Genomic DNA, 21,608 nt, shown 5'->3' on the forward strand with positions numbered 1-21,608 from the left:
TATAGCCAAGAAGAAATGAGTAGGTTTACTTATTTCTTCTATATAATAAAGAAGAAATTTACGGATAAAGGAGAGAGCATAATGAATCATACATCATTCCGAGCAATCGTTGTGAACGAAACAGAAAGTAAGCAGTTTGTAAGAAACGTTGTAGAGAGAGAAGTAAGTAGTTTACCTGAGGGAGACGTATTAATACAGGTTCATTATTCTTCATTAAATTATAAAGATGCGCTTTCAGCCACGGGTAATAAAGGGGTTACGAGGAGATATCCTCATACGCCAGGAATTGATGCTGCGGGAGAAGTTGTGAGTAGTGAAGATGCAACCATTAAGGTAGGCGATCAAGTCATCGTAACGGGTTATGATTTAGGTATGAATACTTCTGGTGGTTTCGGAGAATATATTCGCGTGCCAGCATCTTGGATCATCCCTTTACCAGAGGGAATGTCATTAAAGGAAAGTATGATGTATGGGACAGCAGGTTTTACAGCTGCTTTATCAGTATATAAGCTTATTGGAGCAGGCATAACGCCTAGTATGGGAGATGTTTTAGTAACGGGTGCAACAGGCGGCGTAGGGAGTGTAGCTGTTAGTATTTTAAGTAAGCTAGGATTTAGCGTAGTAGGAGCAACAGGGAAAATGGAAGAGGAAGAGATGCTACTACGTCTAGGAGCGAAACAAGTGATTCATCGTACGGAGTTGAATGATGAATCAGGAAGACCAATGTTAAAAGGGATATACGCCGGGGTTATCGATACTGTAGGTGGACATATGCTAGAAACCGCTTTAAAAACGGTAAAGTATGGTGGTTGTGTAACGACGTGCGGTAATGTGGCAGGGCAGGAATTACAAACAACGGTATATCCATTTATTTTGCGAGGCATAAGTCTTTTAGGAATAGATTCTGTGCAATGCCCAGTGGATGTGAGAAGAGATGTGTGGACGCTCTTAGCAAGTGAATGGGAAAATAATGAGTTACTATCTTATACAGAAGAATGTACATTGGAAGAGTTAGATGAAAAGTTTACACTTATATTGCAAGGAAAGTTAAAAGGAAGAACGGTTGTAAATATGAAATGAAAAAAGAGACGCTAACTTAAGCGTCTCTTTTTTCATTATAATGATTGTTTTAAATTGATTTTACCTTGTTCACCTAAAACACCATCAGCAATATTTACAGCGTGATCACCGATACGCTCTAAGTTACTTACCATATCAACGAAGATGATACTTGCATCACCTGAACAGCTACGTTCGTTTAGGCGTAATACGTGACGTTTACGAAGAACACGTTCCATTTGGTCGATTTTGCGTTCTTTTGCAATAACTGTTTGAGCTAATTCAGTATCGAAGTTTGTTAAAGCATTGATTGCATCTTGTAATGTTGAAATTGTTAACTCAAGCATTTCATTTAATTCAGCTAGTGCTTCGTCTGATAGTGAAACACGGTTTGAAATTTGGAAATCTACAAGTTCTACAAGGTTTTCTACATGATCACCAACACGTTCAATATCTCCAACAACACCAGCTAAAACGGAGTGTTTTTCAGAGTCTGAAGGTGAAAGCGGCTTTTCTGATAGTAAAACTAAATACTCGGTAATTTTTTTATCTAAATTGTTAATAGCTCCTTCTAATTGAGTAGCCATGTTTTCGTGCTTTTTGTCTTGTGTATTTAAATATTGATTCGCTTCTTTTAAGCCGTGTAATGAAAATTCAGCCATACGCACAACCTCTTTTTGAGCTTCAGTTAAAGCGATAGCTGGAGATTGCTCAATAAAGATTGGATTTAAATGTTGTGGTTTGAAGTTAATAGATGAATCTTCACCACGAATAATTTTTGTTACGATCCATGCTAATACTGCAATGAATGGGAACTGAATAATTGTATTCGTTACGTTAAATGTTCCGTGTGCAAATGCAATTGTCATTTCTGGATTTAAATTTAATGACGTTTGGAAATATTGAATTAAACTTGTAAATGGTATTAATATAATCGTAAAGATAATGGTACCGATAATATTAAAGATAACGTGAACTAATGCTGCACGTCTTGCGGCAATTGAAGTACCGATTGCTGCTAAGACTGCTGTAATTGTCGTACCGATATTATCACCGAATAATACAGGAAGAGCAGCTTGTAAATCAATAGCACCTTGACCGAATAGTTCTTGTAAAATACCGATTGTTGCGCTTGAGCTTTGTACAATTAAAGTGAACACTGTACCGACAATAATTCCTAAAATTGGATTGTCACTCATGCTAACCATTAACTCTTGGAATGCCTCTAAAGAACGAAGAGGTTTCATACCTGCGCTCATTAATTCTAAACCGAAGAATAACATACCAAAACCGAATACAACTTGACCTACAGAATGTACTTTTTTATTTTTAAAGAAGAATAGTAAAATTGCTCCAACTGCCATAACTGGGAGAGCGTATTCTCCGATTTTAATTCCGATAATAAATGCAGTAACTGTCGTTCCGATGTTCGCACCCATAATAACACCAATCGCTTGTCTTAATGTCATAAATCCGGCACTTACAAGTCCGACTGTTAAAGCGGTTGTTCCTGAACTTGATTGGATTAATACAGTAACTAACATACCTGCTAGTACACCCATAAGTGGGTTTGTTGTAAAGCGATCTAAAATATCGCGAAGACGATCTCCAGCTGCTTGTTGCAGTCCATCGCCCATGTATTTAATACCGAATAAGAAAATACCTAATCCACCAATGAACTGGAAGATCATATCTTGAACATTATATTCCACGCATTCCACTCCTTAAATTTCATGTACGATGTAATTATTAACTGAACCTTGAGGCACTGTAAACGGTTTGTTAGTAAAATTTACACTAACTTTACAAAGAGATAAAAAGTTTACAATTACTTAAAGAACCAGCTGTATTTTATTGGTTTTCATCTTATATAAATCTTAATTTTGTAAAGAAATCACACTTTTTAGAATAGTATTTTTCAGTTAAATATCAAGGAAAGCGTCTGCGAGTTCATCGTATATTTTTTGATGAAAGGTAAAAAAATATGTAGGAAAATGCATGTAGTTTTATAACAGCAAAAATACGATAAAAAAAGCTACTGAAATTATCCAGCAGCTTTTTCTCTGTTTTTATCTCCATGCTTTTGCTTTCTTATACTTGTGATGTAAATGAACAGGAATGCAATAAGTAATAGAGAGGAATAGCGATATACAGTTGCGTAGTTTGTAAAATGTGCAATGAATCCAAATATAATTGCGCCAGCGCCAATGCCGAGATCAAATGCTGAGAAGAATGTAGCTGTTGCGACTCCTCGTCGGTGCGGTGCTACTCGGTCGATCATCCATGCTTGTAGTGCAGGTTGAATCGCTCCAAAACCACTTCCGTAGCATGCTGCTGCAATAATTAAACTCGGAATGGTAGTTGTATACGACAATAAAATAATACCTGTAAACGTAATGATAACCCCTGGAATAATAACGAATGCATGACCTTTCGCATCGTATAACTTTCCAGAAAACGGACGAGTGACAGCGATTGCAAGTGCATTAAATAAGAAGAAGAGGCTTATATCAGCAATTCCGACTTCCGTAGCAAATAATGTAATAAAGCTCCCGATTCCTCCGTACATTAATGTAATACATAATATTAATAATGAAGGAAGTAAAGCTTTGCGCTCAATAAATCCATCGAGAAAAGTACCAGATGTTTGCTGTGGTGGTTGCGGCGATTTTTTGATTTGAAGTAGTTTCGTTAATATTAATGAAACAATTGTACATGAAAGTGCACATAAAAAAAGAATCGTGAAGTTATATGTTTGCATGAGCCAAAGTCCGATAAGTGGACCGAGCGCCATTGCAATCGTGCCAGAAAGACCGAAATATCCCATGCCTTCTCCGCGGCGAGCTTGTGGAATTAAATCTGAAACGACAGTTCCATATGTAGTCGTTGTAATACCAAAACCAGCTCCATGTAAAATTCGAACGGCAAGCAATAGGAAGATGGTTGAAGCGAAAAGATAACTGCCCATAGCGAGTAAACAAATAGCAGTACCGATCATTAAAATGATTTTTTTATTGAATTTTTGCAAGGCGTTTCCAGTTAGCGGTCGAACAAAAAGTGCTGCAACGGTAAACATGCCTACAACAAATCCGATATTGGAACTTGTGCCACCAATTTCTTTCACATAAACAGGTAAAGTAGGAATTAACATTTGAAACCCTAAAAACATACATAAGTTTGCAAAAATTAAAGCGACAAACTCTTTCGTCCATAATGATTCTCGTTTTACGAGTATTGCTTCTCCCATATATTCATCCCCTATATAAAATTTTCTCTTTTCTTTCGAGTATATGTATTGGTCAATGTAACAGTCAAGGAAGGTGCCTTGAAAACGTATAACAATTTTCGAGGTGGAAAAACTGACAAATTTGTGTAAAAGCTACACAACTATGAAAAAAAGTTGTAAAGTATAGATGTATAGACTTGTAGTTGTTATGAATGATAGAAATTGTTTTTTCTTTAAAGAAAGCGGATTCAAAAAGTAGTGAATGAGAAGGGGATATATACTTTTTCACTACATATATTTGAAAAGGTTTACAAAACAATGAAGAAAGAGGCGTGTACATATGAGACGATTAGGTATTTCTATTTATCCAGAACATTCAACGGTAGAGAAAGATAAGGAATATTTAACATTAGCAAGTAAATACGGATTTACACGTGTATTCACATGCTTATTGTCTGTAGATGGAGAGAAAGAGAAAATTATAGAAGAGTTTAAAGAAACGATCTCGCATGCAAACGCATTAGGGTTCCAAGTATTAGTTGATATTAGTCCGTCTGTCTTTACACAATTAGGTATTTCATATAATGATTTATCGTTCTTCCATGAGTTAGGAGCGTACGGTATTCGTTTAGATGTCGGATTCTCTGGTTTAGAAGAATCAATTATGACTTACAATCCATACGGCTTAAAAATTGAAATTAATATGAGTAACGGTACGAAATATGTAGATAACATTATGAGCCATAGACCAAATCGTGAAAATTTAATTGGTTGCCATAATTTTTATCCGCATCGTTATTCAGGATTATCATACGATCATTTCATTAAATGCTCGAAACAATTTAAAGATTACGGTATGAGAACGGCTGCTTTTATTTCATCATTTGATGCAACGTACGGACCTTGGCCAGTAACAGAAGGCTTATGTACGTTAGAGCAGCATCGTGAATTACCGATGACAACACAAGCGAAGCATTTATTTGCGACAGAATTAATTGATGATGTTATTATTGCGAATGCATATGCATCAGAAGAAGAATTACAAGCACTAGGTGCATTAAATAAAGAGAAACAAACATTTGATATAGGACTAGATGATACAACAACAGAATTAGAAAAAATTATTGTATTAGAGGAACCGCATTTTTATCGTGGAGATGTATCTGAATATATGATTCGTTCGACACAAAGTCGTGTGAAATATAAGAAAGAAGAGTTCAAACCGCATAATACACGCGAAATTAAACGCGGTGATCTTTTAATTGATAATGAACAGTATGGTCAATATAAAGGTGAATTACAAATTGCGTTAAAAGATATGGTGAACACAGGAAAAACAAATGTAGTTGGCCGAATTGTAGAAGAAGAAATTTTCTTATTAGATTATTTACAAGCATGGGATAAATTCGGATTTACATTAAAGAAATAGATAAAATGAAAAAGGAAAAAACTACTGACCTCAGCAGCTTTTTCCTTTTTATATATAAATTGTGAGAGGAAGAGCTATGACAAAAGTGCATCAGCGATTAATTTCTATTTTAGAGGAGTTTTTAGAAGAGAAGTCGATGTTAAATCGAGCGTTTTTAGCGAGCCGTTTACATGTATCAACGAAGACGATTCAAAAAGATATAAAATTATTAAATGATATATTGGAAGAAAACGGGGCGAAAATTGAATCGCAAAGAGGGACTGGATACGAACTAGAAATTATACAAACGAAGAAGTTTGAAGAGTTTTGCGTGGGCCTATTTCAAAAACAGACGGAAAAGATCCCAACTTCTTATGAAGAAAGGATAGCGTACATTCTGCAACGTATTGTAACGACAGAGGGGTATGTGAAGCTTTCACAGTTAGCAGAAGAGATTTATGTGAGTAAATCGACTGTGAATTTAATTATGAAAGATGTGACAGATATATGTGGTCGCTATCAATTACAAATTGAAAAGAGACCGTATTATGGTATACGTATTGTGGGAGAGGAGTTTCATATTCGTTCTTGTTTATCACAATATGGTTTACCGCGTTATGATCATACTCCGTTTCATGAGCAATTTGAACAGAGGGATACATATTTATCGTTACCTCATATCCCACTTATCCGTTCGGTTATATTAAAGTATATCGAGGGAGGAACGATATATTTATCAGATATTGAAATTGATAATTTAGTCATTCATATTGCAATTGCATTAAGGCGTTGTGAAGATCAACATTATATGAAAGGACTAAATGCGGAGCAATCAGAACTTATCATAAAGAAAGAATATACAATTGCGAAACAGATTGTAGGGGATTTAGAGAAAGAGTTGCATCTTTTATTTCCAGAAGAAGAAGTTTTATATGTGACGATGCATTTATTAAGTACTGCTGTTACAGCGAGAGATCGTTATGAAAATGTGGAAGAGCTATTAGGGAAAGATCTATATGCATTTATGCAACATATTCTTTTTAAAGTAGCGGAAGAACGGAATCTTATTTTTTATTATGATGAAGAATTATTATTTGGTTTTGGTGTTCATTTAAAAACGTTATTAAACCGTTTGAAGTATAAGTTAAATACGAGAAATCCTCTATTGGCAGAAGTGAAAAAGAATTATCCGTATGCTTTTGAAATTGCGGTTCTCGTAGGAGATATAATTGGTGAATATACGGGAGAATCGATTCCGGAAAGTGAAATTGGTTATATTGCGATTCACTTCGGCGGAGCGATGAGTCGTTTACAGGAACAGAATCAAAAGAAAAGATGTTTACTAGTTTGTGCGACTGGTCAAGGAAGCGCTCAGCTATTGAAATATAAAATTTTATCACAGTTCCGAGATAAATTAGAGATTGTAGGGATTACAGGTTATTATCAATTGAAAGTGGAAGACCTTTATAAAGATAAAATAGATTGTATTATTAGTACGATTCATATACCGAGTGGTTTGCCTGTGCCTGTTATAAAAGTGAACTCAATATTTGATGATAAAGAGCTTAAGTCAATCGGCCAGCAGTTGTTTATGCATGTGAATACTAGCGTGCAGCAGTATATAAAGGAAGATTTAATCTTTTTAAATCATAGCGCTTCTACGAAGGAAGAGGTTATTCAGTTTTTATGTGAGAAAGCTGCTGAGAAAAACTATGTACCAGAAAACTTTTATGATTCTGTTATGGAAAGAGAAAATACATCTCCGACAGCGGTTGGGAATTTAGTTGCGATTCCTCATCCGATGCAGTTATTAAGTGAGAAAACATTTTTGATGTTTTGTACACTTGATAAGTCCGTTGACTGGGGAGATAAAAAAGTACAAGTTATTATTTTATTTAGTGTAAAACGTAATAATAATGAAGATTTACAACGGCTGTATGATTTTTTATATGATATTATGTCTAGTCAAAGTGCGATAGAGAAATTAACGCATGTTGAAGGAATTGAAGATTTCCAAGAGGTATTACTATCTATATAAGAAAAGTATGTAAAAACTTCCGTTACACAACGGAAGTTTTTTATGTTTAATTGTATGCGTTTTCATAATAAGATAACAATATAGAAAAAAGATAGCTTGGGGGAATTTAAAATGACTGATATGCAAACTCCATTTGCGTTAATTTTACATGGTGGCAATGCGAGAAGCGCGGCGCTTGAAGCAATTGCTTTTGCAAGACAAGGAGATTTTGAGAATGCGAGTGAAAAGATGACACTTGCTAGTGAAGAAATTTCAGCAGCTCATCGTATTCAAACAGACTTAATTCAAGAGGAAGCAAGAGGAAATCATGCAGAAATCAGTTTACTGTTGGTGCATGCACAAGATCATTTAATGAATGCAATTACAGTGAAAGAACTTGCTGAAGAATTTATCACTCTTCATAAACGAGTAGAAGAGAAAGTGACAGTATAAGATGTACATTTTATTATGTTGTGCAGCAGGCATGTCAACGAGTATGGTTGTAAGAAAAATGCAAGAAGAGGCAAAGAAACAAGGGAAGGATTATAAAATTAAAGCAGTTGATTCAGAACTTGTGAAACTGGAAATAAAAAGTGCTGATGTTGTTTTAATCGGACCACAAGTGAAGTATTTGTTTCCAGCGGTACAGTTTCTTGCGAAGTCATACGATATACCGGTTGCAATAATAGAACAAAGAGATTATGGCATGTGTGACGGTTTAAAAGTACTGAAACAAGCAGAACAATTAGTTTTAGCATAATTATATTTTTTTAAATATAAACATTATAATGTTATAACTTTTTGTTCTTGCACAGTAAAAAGAAAGAGGAGGGGTATTGATGAATAGTTTTATGAGTTTTATGGAACAAAAGATTATGCCAACAACGCAAAAGATTGCAGGACAACGACATTTATTAGCAATTCGAAACGGAGTTATTTCTACATTGCCGTTAACGATTGTCGGATCATTTTTCGTTATCTTTTTAAATTTACCAATTGATGCGTATATGGAGTGGATTGCACCATTTCGCCATATTTTAGATATTCCATTCCGATTTACAGTAGGTTTAATGGCGTTATACGCAGCATTTGGGGTAGGAGCTTCACTCGCAAACTTCTATCAGCTCAATCAGTTAAGTGCAGGGTTGTTATCTGTACTCGCCTTTTTACTAGCATCAGTTGAACCAATTCAAATTACGAAAGCTGTACCAGGTGTTATTGATGCAGGAAGATACATTTCAGTAGGAACATTAAGTGCAACGTCTTTATTCGGAGCAATTGTTACAGCTTTAATTGCAGTAGAAATTTATCACTTTATGATTAAGCATAATATCTCGATTAAGTTACCAGACAGTGTACCACCAGCAGTTGCAAACTCGTTTGCAGCATTAATTCCAACTTTAGTTGTTATTCTTTTATTCTGGGGTATTCGTTACGGTTTGAAATTCGATGTGAATACAACAATCACATATTTAATCGCACCACTAAAATCAGTATTAGTAGGAAATAATTTATTCGGCGGTTTATTAACAGTATTCTTAATCGTGTTCTTCTGGTCATTCGGTATACATGGCCCAGCGATTTTAGGACCAATCATTCGTCCAATGTGGGATTCAGCAATTCTTGAAAATATGGAAGTATTCACAGCTACAGGAAATGCACATCAATTACCAAACTTATTTACAGAGCAATTTATTCAATGGTTCGTATGGATCGGGGGATCAGGTTCAACATTAGCTTTAGTTATTATGTTTATGTTCTCTAAATCTAAGTTCCTAAAAGAGTTAGGTAGATTATCATTCGTGCCAGGTTTATTCAATATTAACGAACCGATTATTTTCGGGGCACCAATTGTAATGAATCCAATTTTAATTATTCCATTCGTTATAACACCGTTAGTGACAACGACAGTATCATATTTCGCAGTTGTTTCAGGCATGATTCCGCTCATGATGGCGAAACTGCCATTTACGATGTTAGCACCAATTGCAGCGATTATTAGTACAGACTGGACCATTATGGCTGGTGTACTTGTACTTGTTAACTTTGTTATCTCATTTGTTATTTACTATCCATTCTTCAAAATGTATGAGAAACAACAAGTAGCAGGAGAGGAGAAAACAGAATGCTCGGAGCAATTATCATCTTAATTACATTCGTAGCGGGGCAGTGTATTGCACATTATTCAAAATGGGTACAAAGTAAATCTTTATTAGTTTTACTACTCGTATCAATTGTATTTATCGGTAGTTCAATGGGTGCCTATGTAATGTTAGGGTTACAATCACCGTACGTAATCATTGTACCAACGATTTTATGTGCAACATGTTTATCTGCAAAATATAGATTTACGAGCATGGCATTAATACAACGTGTGAAGGAGATGCAAAAGCATGGAGCGTAAATTAGGGATTTCACTTTATCCAGAGCATTCAACGAAAGAAAAAGATATGGTATACATTTCGGCAGCGGCACGCCACGGTTTTTCAAGAATATTCACATGTCTATTATCTGTGAATCGACCGAAAGAAGAAATTGTAGCTGAATTTAAAGAAATTATTAATCATGCAAAAGATAATAATATGGAAGTTATTTTAGATGTAGCTCCGGCAGTATTTGATCAACTTGGTATTAGTTATAGCGACCTATCATTCTTTGCAGAGTTAGGTGCAGATGGTATTCGTTTAGATTTAGGTTTTGACGGATTAACAGAAGCAAAAATGACGAATAATCCGTACGGCTTAAAAATTGAGCTAAACGTAAGTAACGATATTGCATACTTAGAAAATATTCTTTCGCATCAGGCGAATAAACCAGCTTTAATTGGTTGTCATAATTTCTATCCGCAAAAATTTACTGGTCTTCCGTATGATTATTTCATTCGCTGTAGTGAACGCTTTAAAAAACACAGTATTCGTACGGCAGCCTTTATTACGTCACATGCAGCCGACATCGGTCCATGGGATATTAATGACGGATTATGTACGTTAGAACAACATCGAAATTTACCGATTGAAGTACAAGCGAAACATTTATGGGCAACAGGGCTTATTGATGATGTTATTATCGGAAATGCTTATGCGAGTGAAGAAGAGTTAGAGAAACTAGGAAACTTAAATCGTTACATGTTACAGCTAAAGGTACACTTTGTAGAAGAAGCGACTGAAGTAGAGAAGAAAGCGACACTGCAAGAATTACACGTAAGACGCGGCGACATAACAGAATATATGGTACGTTCTACAGAAGTACGTAAAAAGTACAAAGACTATGACTTCCCAGTGCGCGAAAGTGTACGACAGGAAAGAGGGCAAGTTGTAATTGGGAACAACTCATTTGGTAAGTATAAAGGTGAACTGCAAATCATTCTAAAAGAAATGCCGATAGATGAACGGAAAAATATTGTCGGTACAATTGCGGAAGAAGAGTTATTCTTACTAGATTATGTAGGAGCTTGGACGCAGTTTACTTGTGTGGAATAGGGGAGGAGAGGATGCTATGGCATCCTCTTTGTTCTGTTGAAATAGTAATCTATCGTATATAGAATGCAAAGAGATAGATTTAATTTGGACGGGAGAGAAGGAGATTGTCATCGCTCTTCGTTTTTTACATAAGTTTGTTAATCATGAAGAAGTTTTAAAGGCGTTTGATAAAGTATATAACAAACGAGGGAACTTATTTATGTCAGAGCGAAAGTGGATTCGGGATCATATTAGTTACTTTCAAGAGAAAGTTAGAATGTGAGAATCAAAAAAAGAGTCAGCCTCAATGAGACTGACTCTTTTTATACGAACTAGTTTAATACTTTAACTGTAACTGTTTTACGTCCCCAGTTACTTGATGTACCTTTATCAGGCATTAAAACGTCGATTTTATTTCCTTTAATAGCTCCACCAGTATCACCAGCGATTGCTACTCCGTAACCTTCAACCCATACTTTTGAACCTAATGGAATTACACTTGGGTCAACTGCAATAAGTTTCATGTTTGGATTAGCTGTTAAGTTATGACCTAAAGCTGATTTTACTTGGTCGCCTGCTTTATAACCATTTTCAAGTGGGTCTGCTGTGTAAGCTGTTGCTACAACACGTAGTTCACGAGAAGATGATGGTGCACTTGTTTCAGTTTCTTTTGCAACAGGTTGTTGTGTAGTTGGTTTTTGAGCTTTAGCCGTTTCACGAGCTTTAGCTGCCTCTTGAGCTTTAGCCGCTTCACGAGCTTCAGCTGCTTCTTGAGCTTTAGCTGCTTCACGAGCTTTAGCTGCCTCTTGAGCTTTAGCCGCTGCTTGAGCTTCAGCTGCTGCCTCGGCTTTAGCCGCTTCACGAGCTTTAGCTGCTTCCCCGGCCTTAGCTTCTGCTTTAGCTTCAGCTGCTGCCTGAGCTTTAGCTTCTGCTTGAGCTTTAGCTGCTTCACGAGCTTTAGTTGCCTCTTGAGCCTTAGCTTCTGCTTGAGCTTCAGCTGCTTCACGAGCTTTAGTTGCCTCTTGAGCCTTAGCTTTTGCTTGCGTTTCAGCTACTTCACGAGCTTTAGTTGCTTCCACAGCTTTAGCTGTATCTTGAACTTTAGTTGTTTTTTCCACTTTAACTGCTGGTTGAACTTTAACTGGAGCTTTACCTGTTAAGTAAGGAACATGAACATAAGCTGTTTTTCCGTTATATTCAAATTGAATCCAGTCATTTTGCACTTGGTGTGTTGTTTCGATTACGTCATCCTGTTTCAACTTACCAATAATTTCTGAGTCTGTGTTTGCACCAGCACGTACGTTTAATACGTTTGCTGTTACGTAGTAAGTGTCTTTTGTATAGTCAGCGCTAATGAAAGCTTCTTTACCGCTATTCAATTTCACTTTTGACCATCCGTTTTCTGTATGTAAAACGTTAACTTTATATCCATCTAATAACTTTCCGACAACTTGTGATTCAGTAGTTGGGTTTTCTCGTACGTTTAGTACGTCAGTTGTTACAATCGTTTCTGCTTTAGCAGATGTTGTGAAAATCCCAAGACCAAAAACCGCTGCTGTTGCTATACCCATAAATTTTTTCATAATAGCCTCCATTGCATTTGTTTTCGTTGACCTCATTATAGCAACCATTATTTTCTTATTTGCGGAAAACACAAAACTACAAAGCATTCGTAACGGGTCATTAATATTCTGTAATAATTCCAGTAATATCCTAAAAGCGCTTTCTTATAGTTGTTAGGGGAGGTTAGAGCATGTGATACATAAAAATGAGAGTATTTCAATTTCTAATAGGTTAATAATGTTTCTGTAGTATTACGTAATTATTTCTTAATTGTTACAAAAACGACGTTTTTTGCTGTTGGAACAGGAGATTAGTTATGTAAAGATAACTATTTTAGTTGTGGAGAAATATAAATGAGGTGAAAATCAATGAAATATCGCTATAATTGTTACAAAATAAGTCGAGGTATGGAAAAAATTACGCCTTGATTTTAGTCTTTCACATATTATTTTTGCAATAATAGGATTCTATAATAGCTTTAGTACGCTAAAATAATTAAAGGTGTTGATAACGTGAAACATATATAATAGAAGAAACACGATTTAATAGATAAATAAAAAACGTAGGAGTGTAAACTCCTACGTTTTTTATTTACTCATATCGTAAACATTCAATTGGATCAAGTTTTGCAGCTTTGTTCGCTGGTAGTAAACCGAATGCAATACCGATTAGCATTGAGATACCTACTGAAAGAAGTCCAAGTTCTTTTGAGATAACGAGTGGCCATCCGGCAAAGATTGAGACGATCCAAGCGAAGAAGATACCGAGCATGAATCCGATGAAACCACCGAGTCCTGTTAAAATACAAGATTCAATTAAGAATTGTGTTAATACTTTACCGCGCGTTGCACCAAGTGCTTTACGAATACCGATCTCACGTGTACGTTCTGTTACAGATACAAGCATAATGTTCATTACACCGATACCACCAACAAGTAAAGAAATAGCAGCGATACCACCGAATACCATTTTCATCATACCGATGGACTCGTCTAATTGCTTCGTAAATTCACCTAAATCTTGTGCTTCGAATTTATGCTCAAATTTAGGAGCTTTCATTTCGTTTAAAACAGAAGCAGCTTGTTTTTCTACACTTTTACGTTCTGCTGGCGAAGTTAATATTAATCTTACAGAGTCATACTCAGTTACTCCTGAGATTACAGGAGCGTTTTCAAGTGATGTATAACCTTCTGACATAGCCATTCCGAAATCATTTTTTGCTTCATACACACCGACTACTTTATATGGCTTTCCTTTTATATCAGTATATAAATTTGATTCCCAACCATTAAACAATTTGTTGAAAGCTTCTTCATTTAAAATAACAGCAGGAATTGCTTGCTTTAATTCACTATCATTTAATTCACGACCGTGAACTAATTTTATTTTCGCATCTGTCGTGAAGGCGCCTGTTCCACCTTTTAAATCAAGAGAGACATCTTTTGAACCAGAAGATGCTTTTACTTTCATACTTACATCTGGATACACATCTTTAACACCAGGAACAGTTTGAAGACGTTTTAACATATCAGCTGTAATTTTGGCACTATCAGTTCCGTAATCAGGGTTGTTGTAGTAAATCGTTACTTCAGTATCTTTTCCTTGGCCTAACTCTTTTTTAAACTTTGCGTTTGTACCATCCCCCATTGAGATGATAGTAATAATGGCACTAATACCGATAATAATACCTAACATCGTTAATATAGAACGCATTTTATGGGCAAAGATAGAGGAAAGGGCCATGCGTATATTTTCACTCGTGTTCAAAATTAACCTCTCCAATCTTGGACGATATTTCCGTCACGAATTACAATTTGACGTGCTGCAGCTTCCCCGATTTCACGATCATGGGTAATCATAATGATTGTTGAGCCTTGTTTGTTTAATTCGTAAAAGAGGTCCATAATTTGTGTACTCGTTTTCGTATCAAGTGCACCTGTCGGTTCATCGGCTAAAATGAACTTTGGATTATTTACGATTGCACGTGCGACTGCGACACGCTGTTTTTGTCCACCTGATAATTCGTTCGGTAGGTGAGTAGCACGATCAGCTAAGCCTACTTTTGTTAAAGCGGCTAATGAGCGCTCACGTCTTTCTTTTTTATCAACTCCAGCGTAAATAAGAGGTAATTCTACATTTTGAAGTGCTGTAAGTCTCGGTAATAACATGAAGTTTTGGAATATGAACCCAATCTCTTTATTACGAACGCGTGCAAGTTCTGTCTCAGACATGTTTGAAATATTTTGACCAGCTAGTTCATACGCACCTGTCGTTGGTTTATCTAAGCAACCGATAATGTTCATTAATGTTGATTTACCAGAACCAGATGGTCCCATAATAGAAGTGAATTCTCCCTGGTTCAGTGTTACGTCAATGCCGTGTAATATTTGAACGGATTCTGCGCCATTTTGGAAAGATTTCGTGATGCCTTTTAAGTTAATCATTCAACGACAACCTCCATACCATCTTTTAAGTCTTTTTCAGGTTTAGAGATAATTTGCTCTCCTTTTTTCACTCCAGAAACTTTTGCTTCGCTATCAGTCTCGAATTCAACAGTAACTGCTTGTTCTTTCGCTTTACCGTCTTTTACAACGAAGACAACATTTTTGTCACCTTTTTTCACGATGCTGCCTTTCGGAACAATTGTACCAGTTGCTTCGCCAGATTTACTTGTTACGTAAACGTGGAAGCCGTTTTGTAATTCTTCACTATTGTCTAATGTGACAGTGAATTGATAGTTAGAAACTGTTTTATTTTCGTCCATGCTCTTTAATGGTGTAGAACCGATTTCTGTTACTTTTCCTGTCCAAGTCTTACCAGCAACCGTTTTTGATGAAACAGTTACTTCTTGCCCAACTTTCATACTAGCAAGCTCATATTCAGAAAGTTGACCTTTTACTTTAAATGGACCAGCGTGACGAAGTGTAATGCCGCTCATACCTGTTTTTTCATCAGCAATTTTTACGATGTCATCAATTACGCCATCAGTAGGGCTCGTTACAGAAAGTGTGTTTACTTTCTCTTTTGCTGCTTTAATCATTTCATCAGATTTTTCAACTTCAAACTTTTTCATTTCAATTTGTGATTCTAATTGTTGTACTTCGATTTCTGATGCTTTTAATGCTTCAGCAGGAAGGCCTGCATTTTTATCTTTTTGTAATTTTTGTTTCGCTGCATCAATTTGTTTTTGGAACAATGTTACTTCTTTTTGTGCGATTTTCTTTTGCATTTCTGCTTCTGTTACACCTTGTTTCGCAGTAGGGTCATTATATTTAAAAAGGAGTTGACCTTTTTTTACTTCATCACCTTTTTTTACAGCTAATTCATACGTACCTTTTGTTGGATCGAATGAAATTGTTTCGATGCCGTTTGGAATGACTTCACCGCCAAATTTTTGCGCGTTTTCAATTTGTTTTTCTGTTACTTTATATCCGCTATATGCCATTGCTACTTCTGAACCACCGCCACCAGCAAATGCAAAATATGATCCAGCTGCAATTCCGATTGCTACTACACTAGTAATTAACACTTTATTTTTCTTCTTCATCTATTTATCACCTTTTCGTTCGTTTTAGTATCTACATTCAGTATAAAAGAGGTGAAGAATCTGACAAATCGTTTTAGCTTACAATAACCTTACAGTTTTGTAAGGTATGAATATGTAAATGTAAGGTAGAGCTTGTCCAAGTGTGAGCAAATGAATTGACTCGTCGTTTTTTTCTTACAATAATATTGTATGAAGGAGAGGAGGAGGCAAGATGGAAGCTTATTTTAGTGCGCATCCATTAAAACCATTTATTCCATACTCAAGGCAACACGTCCTTATATTATTTATTATGTTAGTGGGGATATTTTTTCTGTATCAATACCAAGATGTATTACGGCAAAGTGAGTGGAATATAACGGTTCGATATGCGATTGCATTTTTATTTATTGGAAGTGAAATTGGACTTCATATGTGGGAATGGAAAGCAGGGATTTTTGAACTAGCCACTTCATTACCATTTGAGCTATGTACGATTAGTTTATTGTTAGCGTCGATTATGATTGTAACGAAAAGTTACCGCATATATGAGATTGTATTTTTTACAGGAATTATCGGTGCATCACAAGCTATTTTAACGCCGAACGTGCAATATGCTTTTCCGCATTTTCGCTTTATAGAATTCTTCGTTGCACATGTATTGCTCATTTGGGCGCCACTCTTTATGACGTGGGTAGAAGGATATAGACCGACCTTGCAATCAATTAAGCGTACGATGATATTTTTAAACATAGTAATTCCAATCGTTTCTTTTGTGAACTACAAAACAGGTGGCAATTATATGTTTTTAGCTCGTAAGCCAGAAACTGCTTCATTACTTGATATGTTAGGGCCGCACCCTTACTATATTATTTCATTAGAAATAGCTGCGCTTATTGGATGTTTTATTTTGTATATGCCGTTTGCGAAAAGAGAAGGGCATGCGCATAAAGAATCACTAGGATCATAACCTAGTGATTTTTTTGTGTGAATATTTACAATTCGGAAAATTAAGAATAAAATTAAGTGGTAAATTATATAGAGAGAGAAGGGAAAACGTGGTCAAAAAAGTTTTTCTGAATGGGATGGAAGTGACGGTTCAATTTATTATTTCGATTTTGGGTATTATTTGTTTAGGGGCACTGCCAAAATTATTTTATGGATTTGAGCTGCATGTATCAAGGTACATACAGAGTTTAAAAGAAGTGTTTGTGAACTTAATGGATATCTCTAATTTTCAATATGTGAGAGGTAAATTTTTATTTCCGCAGTTGTTCGTCCATTATAAAGAAACGATTGTTATTTTTTTAGCTGCTTTTTTTATTTCATTATTTGTAGCATTTTGTATTGTTTATGTGATTATGAGTAGTTCACCGCGTATACAACATCGCATTAAATCATTTCTCATCTTCTTAGAATCTATTCCAGACATTCTACTTATTTTAGTATCACAAATTTTAGTTGTATGGTTTTTTAAACAAACAGGTTTTTTGCCCTTTCAAATTGCATCAATTGGAGGCGAATCAATTAGAGGATTACCAATATTTTGTTTGAGTATACCGACTACGATTTTGTTTGTAAAAATGTTAGTGCTTCGTTTTGAAAATGAGCTAGAAAAAGATTATGTACTTTTTGCTAAGGCGAAAGGGCTGGATCGTTTTCATATTTTAAATCGTCATATTTTACGAAATGTGTTGCTTAGTACAATTTTCTTTGCAAAAACGAATATCTTTTTTATGTTATCTAATTTATATATTATAGAATGGATTTTTAATACGGGTGGTATTTTTATGTTTTTGAAATCGTATGAGGGTATTAGGATTGAGGTTTTCATCGTTAGTGTGCTGCTTATTTATATTCCGATTTTTATTTTGTTTAAATTGTTTCATTATCTCATTCCAGCTGCGATGAAGGAGAGACTATAATATGTGGACGTATATAAAACGCGATAAAAGATTTTGGATAAGCATTGGGTTTCTTCTCATATTAGTTCTTTTGAGCATCGGAAATACGATATGGAATGATGGACATATTAGACAAGTTACGTTGCAATATGATGCGGATGAAAATCCAGAAGTTCCACCGTTTTCACCTTCATTCCAATTTTTACTTGGGACAGATCGGAAAGGATACGACCTGTTACATGTAGTCATTGAAGGTGCGAAGTGGACAATTGGTATATCTATTTTAATTGCGGCACTTAGAATGGTAATAGGTGTGTTTTTCGGTGTCGTACTCGGAACATATGTAAAAAGAGGTTTTTCAAAAATCGAGGCTTTTTTTGATAGTTTTACAGTTATTCCGACAGTTATGATTGCATATTTTTTTCTTCAATCTGCAAATGCATTTGGGAGTGGAGAGGAAACAACAACCTTTTTTGAAAGAGCTTCGTTTCAAGTTTTATTACTTGTAATGCTTGTGATGCCAGTTATTGCACTGTATGTTGCGAAGGAAGTCCGTAAGCTGAGAACCGAAGAATTTATTGAAGCTGCGTGCATATTAGGTGGATCGAGAAGGCACATTGTTATAAAGCATATTTTTCCGCATCTTTATATGACGTTTATACTTGTATTTTTCCAGCAGTTTACGCAGACTCTTACTATTTTACTGCACTTAGGATTACTGGAAATATTCTTTGGTGGAACAGTTCAGTTTTTAGGACCGATAGAAGAAATAGAATCTTACACGCATGAATGGTCAGGTTTAATTGGAGTCTATTTTAGATCATTAACAGTGAATCCGTGGATTCCGCTCGTTCCCATTACATTTTTTGGACTTACTATTTTTTCAGGAAATATGATTGTAAAAAGTATAGAAGAGGCGATGATGAAAGTAAGGTTAGGAGGAGAGATAAAGAAGGACGCTATAGAAGAAGAACAATCTGCTGTGCAGTCAAAAGAAGAGTTATTTACTTTTAAACATACGATGTGAAAAGAAGCAAGCATGGAGTTCATGCTCGCCTCTTTTTATTTTGTAGAAACTTCACCTTCAGCTTCTGTTTGCGGAATAAAGTATCCGATTATACCACCGATAATTGCAGGAATAATCCAGCCGATTCCTAAGTTATAAAAAGGAATGGTGTGTACGATATTAGCGATAAAACTTGGTATCAATTCCACATTATCAAGAGCATGAATACAGCTAATAATGAATGCTGCGAGCATTGATCCGATGTAGACAGAAGGTTTACGTTTCGTATATTTATCAATAAATGATACGAAAATTAAAATGATTGTAATTGGATACAAAATGATTAATACAGGTAATGTAATTTTTATTAATAAGCTTAATCCTAAGTTTGAAATCACGAAGCTAAAGATACAAACGTATAGTACGAGTTTCTTATATGAAACATTTGTTAATACTGTTGCGAAATAGTTGGCGAATGCACTTACAACGCCAATTGCTGTCGTTAAACAAGCGAAGATAATGGCGATACTTAATAAAACATTACCGCTTGTCCCAAAGAATTGATACATAACAGTAGCTAATAGTTGACCACCGTTTTCAAATTGTCCTAAGTTGCCGTTTGAAGCGCCGATATAACCGAGTAAGAAATAAACAATTGTTAAGAATAGAGCTGCAATGCTTCCGCAAATAATTGTATATTTCGCAATTGATTTCTTCTCTTGTATACCGTTTTGGCGAATTGCATTTACAACAATTGTTGATAATACAAGTGCTCCAATTGCATCTAACGTTAAAAATCCTTCAAGAAATCCTTTAAAAAATGGAATTTCTTTATAGTCACCAACAGGTTCTGTAAACGTTCCTGGTGAAAGAATCGCTTTTGTTGCCATAATTGCAATAATTCCAAGTAAAATTGGCGTTAATATTTTTCCAATATGATCTACTAATTTTGATGGATTTAATGATAAGAAGTAAACGACTATAAAGAAAATCGCACTAAAGATTAACATAGAGTACCATTGGTCCGGGAAAAGTGGTGCAATCCCAATTTCGTAAGATACAGATCCAGTTCGTGGAATAACAAATAGTGGGCCGATTGAAAGATAAATAATGATAGCGAATATTGCTGCGAATTTTGGATGAACACGGCTTGCTAAAGTGTTGAAACTACCACCGGCAAGGGCAACAGCGACGATAGCTAGTAAAGATAAACCGACGTCTGTAATAATAAATCCTGTAATGGAAATCCACATATTTTCTCCAGAAGAAAGACCGAGAAGGGGCGGGAAAATCATATTACCAGCACCGAAGAAAACTGCGAATAGTAATAAACTAATCGAAAGTATTTGCGCTGGTTTTAAAGTTGTACGCATATAAAGAAAATCCTCCTAATGAGTGTTTTTGTCGAAAATTCAAATAATTTGTCGAGTAACTGTTACTATTTTAAAGGTCTGATGACTAGAAAGCAATAGGGAATTTTGAAAATATTAAAAAATAATGCATTAAATCGAATAAATATACTATTTATATCTTTAATAGGAAGGATTTAACTTTTAACATAAAAAAACACATATCGCTAGGATACGTGTTTTAAAAAAATATTTTTTTATCACGTTCTTCTTTTAAAATTTCAACTGCTTCTCGGAAACGTTGTGAATGGACAATTTCTCGTTCACGTAAGAAGCGTAAGCTGTCATTTATGTCAGGATCGTCAGATAAATCAATGAGCCATTGATAAGTTGCTCTTGCCTTTTCTTCAGCAGCAATATCTTCATATAAATCTGCAATAGGGTCTCCTTTTGCTTGAATATAAGTAGCAGTAAAAGGAACGCCACCAGCATTATGATAAAACAAAGCACTATCATGATTAGCGTACTGTGCGTCTAATCCTGCAGCTTTCATTTGCTCTGGTGTTGCATCTTTTGTTAATTTATAAATCATTGTCGCAATCATCTCTAAATGTGCGAATTCTTCTGTGCCAATGTCGGTTAGTAAGCCGACAACTTTGTCAGGAATTGTATAACGCTGATTTAAGTAGCGAAGAGCAGCAGCCAGTTCGCCGTCCGCACCGCCATACTGTTCAACTAATAATTTGGCGAGTGCTGGATTACAAGTACTCACTTTAACTGGATATTGTAATTTCTTTTCATAAATCCACATAGTTTCTCTCCTTTATATTTGCCATGGCCACGGTCCTTTGCTCCATTCCCATGGAGCGTTAGAATAACTATTTCCAAACTGCTGAAGTGGCCCGTATTTTTCTTCAATTTTTTGTTGTAATACTCTTCGTTTATAGGAGAAATCGTTGAATTGATTTATAGCTGCAGTATCGTTTGGGTGCGTATCTAAATAGAGGGTAAGTTCAACTAATACAAAGTCTAGTTCTTGTAGTTCTTCAATCCATTTGTAATATTCATCAGGCAATGTCTGTGTCATGTTTTTAT

The 21,608-nt window shown here is 35.5% G+C and carries 20 protein-coding genes and 1 pseudogene; 12 read left to right on the forward strand and 9 right to left on the reverse strand.

Annotated features, from left to right (window positions below):
* Window positions 1-81: 81 nt before the first annotated feature.
* Window positions 82-1,080, forward strand: a complete 999-nt coding sequence (locus NHG49_RS04385) for a YhdH/YhfP family quinone oxidoreductase (RefSeq protein WP_064473890.1) — start codon at window positions 82-84, stop codon at window positions 1,078-1,080.
* A 35-nt stretch (window positions 1,081-1,115) separates the two neighbouring features.
* Here the strand turns inward: NHG49_RS04385 and NHG49_RS04390 are convergent, their stop codons facing one another.
* Together NHG49_RS04390 and NHG49_RS04395 are read right to left on the reverse strand one after the other, a co-directional pair.
* Window positions 1,116-2,771, reverse strand: a complete 1,656-nt coding sequence (locus tag NHG49_RS04390) for a Na/Pi cotransporter family protein (RefSeq protein ID WP_064473889.1) — start codon at window positions 2,769-2,771, stop codon at window positions 1,116-1,118.
* Between the two features lie 332 nt (window positions 2,772-3,103).
* Window positions 3,104-4,306, reverse strand: a complete 1,203-nt coding sequence (locus tag NHG49_RS04395) for an MFS transporter (RefSeq protein ID WP_000503276.1) — start codon at window positions 4,304-4,306, stop codon at window positions 3,104-3,106.
* 319 nt (window positions 4,307-4,625) lie between these two features.
* Between NHG49_RS04395 and NHG49_RS04400 the strand changes: the two genes are divergently transcribed.
* The 8 genes and pseudogenes from NHG49_RS04400 to NHG49_RS04435 form a co-directional block, all read left to right on the forward strand.
* Window positions 4,626-5,714, forward strand: a complete 1,089-nt coding sequence (locus NHG49_RS04400) for a DUF871 domain-containing protein (RefSeq protein WP_064473887.1) — start codon at window positions 4,626-4,628, stop codon at window positions 5,712-5,714.
* Window positions 5,715-5,790: 76 nt separating this feature from the next.
* Entirely contained in the window at window positions 5,791-7,731 is a 1,941-nt protein-coding gene (locus tag NHG49_RS04405) for a BglG family transcription antiterminator (RefSeq protein ID WP_258125574.1), read from the forward strand.
* 111 nt (window positions 7,732-7,842) lie between these two features.
* The gene (locus NHG49_RS04410; protein ID WP_000131328.1) at window positions 7,843-8,163 is read left to right on the forward strand and encodes a PTS lactose/cellobiose transporter subunit IIA; all 321 of its coding nucleotides are present in this window, start codon (window positions 7,843-7,845) and stop codon (window positions 8,161-8,163) included.
* Window position 8,164: 1 nt separating this feature from the next.
* Window positions 8,165-8,470 carry a PTS sugar transporter subunit IIB gene (locus NHG49_RS04415; protein ID WP_064473885.1) on the forward strand — a complete coding sequence of 102 codons (306 nt, stop codon included), beginning with the start codon at window positions 8,165-8,167 and terminating at the stop codon, window positions 8,468-8,470.
* A 79-nt stretch (window positions 8,471-8,549) separates the two neighbouring features.
* Window positions 8,550-9,860: a PTS sugar transporter subunit IIC gene (locus tag NHG49_RS04420; protein ID WP_064473884.1), complete on the forward strand. Its 1,311-nt coding sequence runs from the start codon at window positions 8,550-8,552 to the stop codon at window positions 9,858-9,860.
* Entirely contained in the window at window positions 9,836-10,114 is a 279-nt protein-coding gene (locus NHG49_RS04425; protein WP_000900036.1) for a hypothetical protein, read from the forward strand. Before NHG49_RS04420 ends, NHG49_RS04425 begins: the two co-directional genes overlap by 25 nt.
* Window positions 10,104-11,189: a DUF871 domain-containing protein gene (locus NHG49_RS04430; RefSeq protein WP_064473882.1), complete on the forward strand. Its 1,086-nt coding sequence runs from the start codon at window positions 10,104-10,106 to the stop codon at window positions 11,187-11,189. The genes NHG49_RS04425 and NHG49_RS04430 overlap by 11 nt, the downstream gene beginning before the upstream one ends.
* A gap of 88 nt (window positions 11,190-11,277) precedes the next feature.
* A pseudogene (locus NHG49_RS04435) lies at window positions 11,278-11,451 on the forward strand (HEAT repeat domain-containing protein); the annotation flags it as partial.
* A gap of 49 nt (window positions 11,452-11,500) precedes the next feature.
* Here the strand turns inward: NHG49_RS04435 and entC are convergent.
* From entC to NHG49_RS04455, 4 genes are all read right to left on the reverse strand, one after another.
* Window positions 11,501-12,874 carry a cell wall-binding protein EntC gene (entC, locus tag NHG49_RS04440; RefSeq protein ID WP_258126821.1) on the reverse strand — a complete coding sequence of 458 codons (1,374 nt, stop codon included), beginning with the start codon at window positions 12,872-12,874 and terminating at the stop codon, window positions 11,501-11,503.
* Between the two features lie 448 nt (window positions 12,875-13,322).
* Window positions 13,323-14,474, reverse strand: coding sequence for an ABC transporter permease (locus tag NHG49_RS04445; RefSeq protein WP_483861635.1), 1,152 nt, complete (start codon window positions 14,472-14,474; stop codon window positions 13,323-13,325).
* 26 nt (window positions 14,475-14,500) lie between these two features.
* Window positions 14,501-15,175, reverse strand: a complete 675-nt coding sequence (locus NHG49_RS04450) for an ABC transporter ATP-binding protein (RefSeq protein WP_064473881.1) — start codon at window positions 15,173-15,175, stop codon at window positions 14,501-14,503.
* On the reverse strand, window positions 15,172-16,278 hold the full coding sequence (locus tag NHG49_RS04455) for an efflux RND transporter periplasmic adaptor subunit (RefSeq protein ID WP_064473880.1): 1,107 nt from the start codon (window positions 16,276-16,278) through the stop codon (window positions 15,172-15,174). The genes NHG49_RS04450 and NHG49_RS04455 overlap by 4 nt, the downstream gene beginning before the upstream one ends.
* A 211-nt stretch (window positions 16,279-16,489) precedes the next feature.
* On the opposite strand from NHG49_RS04455, the gene NHG49_RS04460 reads away from it, so the two are divergent.
* The 3 genes from NHG49_RS04460 (at window position 16,490) to NHG49_RS04470 (ending at window position 19,185) form a co-directional block, all read left to right on the forward strand.
* Window positions 16,490-17,224, forward strand: coding sequence for a YwaF family protein (locus tag NHG49_RS04460; RefSeq protein WP_064473879.1), 735 nt, complete (start codon window positions 16,490-16,492; stop codon window positions 17,222-17,224).
* An 88-nt stretch (window positions 17,225-17,312) separates the two neighbouring features.
* Entirely contained in the window at window positions 17,313-18,179 is an 867-nt protein-coding gene (locus NHG49_RS04465; RefSeq protein ID WP_064473878.1) for an ABC transporter permease subunit, read from the forward strand.
* Between the two features lies 1 nt (window position 18,180).
* Window positions 18,181-19,185, forward strand: coding sequence for an ABC transporter permease (locus tag NHG49_RS04470; protein WP_064473877.1), 1,005 nt, complete (start codon window positions 18,181-18,183; stop codon window positions 19,183-19,185).
* A 35-nt stretch (window positions 19,186-19,220) separates the two neighbouring features.
* Here the strand turns inward: NHG49_RS04470 and brnQ2 are convergent, their stop codons facing one another.
* The 3 genes from brnQ2 to NHG49_RS04485 all read right to left on the reverse strand — a co-directional run bounded on the left by brnQ2 (window position 19,221) and on the right by NHG49_RS04485 (window position 21,600).
* Window positions 19,221-20,537 carry a branched-chain amino acid transport system II carrier protein BrnQ2 gene (gene brnQ2 / locus NHG49_RS04475; protein ID WP_064473876.1) on the reverse strand — a complete coding sequence of 439 codons (1,317 nt, stop codon included), beginning with the start codon at window positions 20,535-20,537 and terminating at the stop codon, window positions 19,221-19,223.
* A gap of 217 nt (window positions 20,538-20,754) precedes the next feature.
* The gene (cotJC, locus tag NHG49_RS04480) at window positions 20,755-21,324 is read right to left on the reverse strand and encodes a spore coat protein CotJC (RefSeq protein ID WP_000265283.1); all 570 of its coding nucleotides are present in this window, start codon (window positions 21,322-21,324) and stop codon (window positions 20,755-20,757) included.
* Between the two features lie 12 nt (window positions 21,325-21,336).
* A complete protein-coding gene (locus NHG49_RS04485; RefSeq protein ID WP_000194954.1) occupies window positions 21,337-21,600 on the reverse strand; it encodes a spore coat protein CotJB in 264 nt (87 codons plus the stop codon).
* Window positions 21,601-21,608 lie beyond the last annotated feature (8 nt).

It is taken from the genome of Bacillus sp. IBL03825 (assembly GCF_024712505.1).
Classification (GTDB): Bacteria; Bacillota; Bacilli; order Bacillales; family Bacillaceae_G; genus Bacillus_A; species Bacillus_A wiedmannii.

Excerpts from the sequence above, each read along its gene's own strand:
- NHG49_RS04385 (WP_064473890.1), top strand. The coding sequence starts at position 82 with ATGAATCATACATCATTCCGAGCAATCGTTGTGAACGAAACAGAAAGT.
- NHG49_RS04410 (WP_000131328.1), top strand. The coding sequence starts at position 7,843 with ATGACTGATATGCAAACTCCATTTGCGTTAATTTTACATGGTGGCAAT.
- NHG49_RS04455 (WP_064473880.1), bottom strand. The coding sequence starts at position 16,278 with ATGAAGAAGAAAAATAAAGTGTTAATTACTAGTGTAGTAGCAATCGGA.
- NHG49_RS04445 (WP_483861635.1), bottom strand. The coding sequence starts at position 14,474 with ATGGCCCTTTCCTCTATCTTTGCCCATAAAATGCGTTCTATATTAACG.
- NHG49_RS04425 (WP_000900036.1), top strand. The coding sequence starts at position 9,836 with ATGCTCGGAGCAATTATCATCTTAATTACATTCGTAGCGGGGCAGTGT.
- NHG49_RS04405 (WP_258125574.1), top strand. The coding sequence starts at position 5,791 with ATGACAAAAGTGCATCAGCGATTAATTTCTATTTTAGAGGAGTTTTTA.
- cotJC (WP_000265283.1), bottom strand. The coding sequence starts at position 21,324 with ATGTGGATTTATGAAAAGAAATTACAATATCCAGTTAAAGTGAGTACT.
- NHG49_RS04450 (WP_064473881.1), bottom strand. The coding sequence starts at position 15,175 with ATGATTAACTTAAAAGGCATCACGAAATCTTTCCAAAATGGCGCAGAA.
- NHG49_RS04420 (WP_064473884.1), top strand. The coding sequence starts at position 8,550 with ATGAATAGTTTTATGAGTTTTATGGAACAAAAGATTATGCCAACAACG.
- NHG49_RS04400 (WP_064473887.1), top strand. The coding sequence starts at position 4,626 with ATGAGACGATTAGGTATTTCTATTTATCCAGAACATTCAACGGTAGAG.
- NHG49_RS04430 (WP_064473882.1), top strand. The coding sequence starts at position 10,104 with ATGGAGCGTAAATTAGGGATTTCACTTTATCCAGAGCATTCAACGAAA.
- NHG49_RS04415 (WP_064473885.1), top strand. The coding sequence starts at position 8,165 with ATGTACATTTTATTATGTTGTGCAGCAGGCATGTCAACGAGTATGGTT.
- brnQ2 (WP_064473876.1), bottom strand. The coding sequence starts at position 20,537 with ATGCGTACAACTTTAAAACCAGCGCAAATACTTTCGATTAGTTTATTA.
- NHG49_RS04485 (WP_000194954.1), bottom strand. The coding sequence starts at position 21,600 with ATGACACAGACATTGCCTGATGAATATTACAAATGGATTGAAGAACTA.
- NHG49_RS04460 (WP_064473879.1), top strand. The coding sequence starts at position 16,490 with ATGGAAGCTTATTTTAGTGCGCATCCATTAAAACCATTTATTCCATAC.
- NHG49_RS04395 (WP_000503276.1), bottom strand. The coding sequence starts at position 4,306 with ATGGGAGAAGCAATACTCGTAAAACGAGAATCATTATGGACGAAAGAG.
- NHG49_RS04470 (WP_064473877.1), top strand. The coding sequence starts at position 18,181 with ATGTGGACGTATATAAAACGCGATAAAAGATTTTGGATAAGCATTGGG.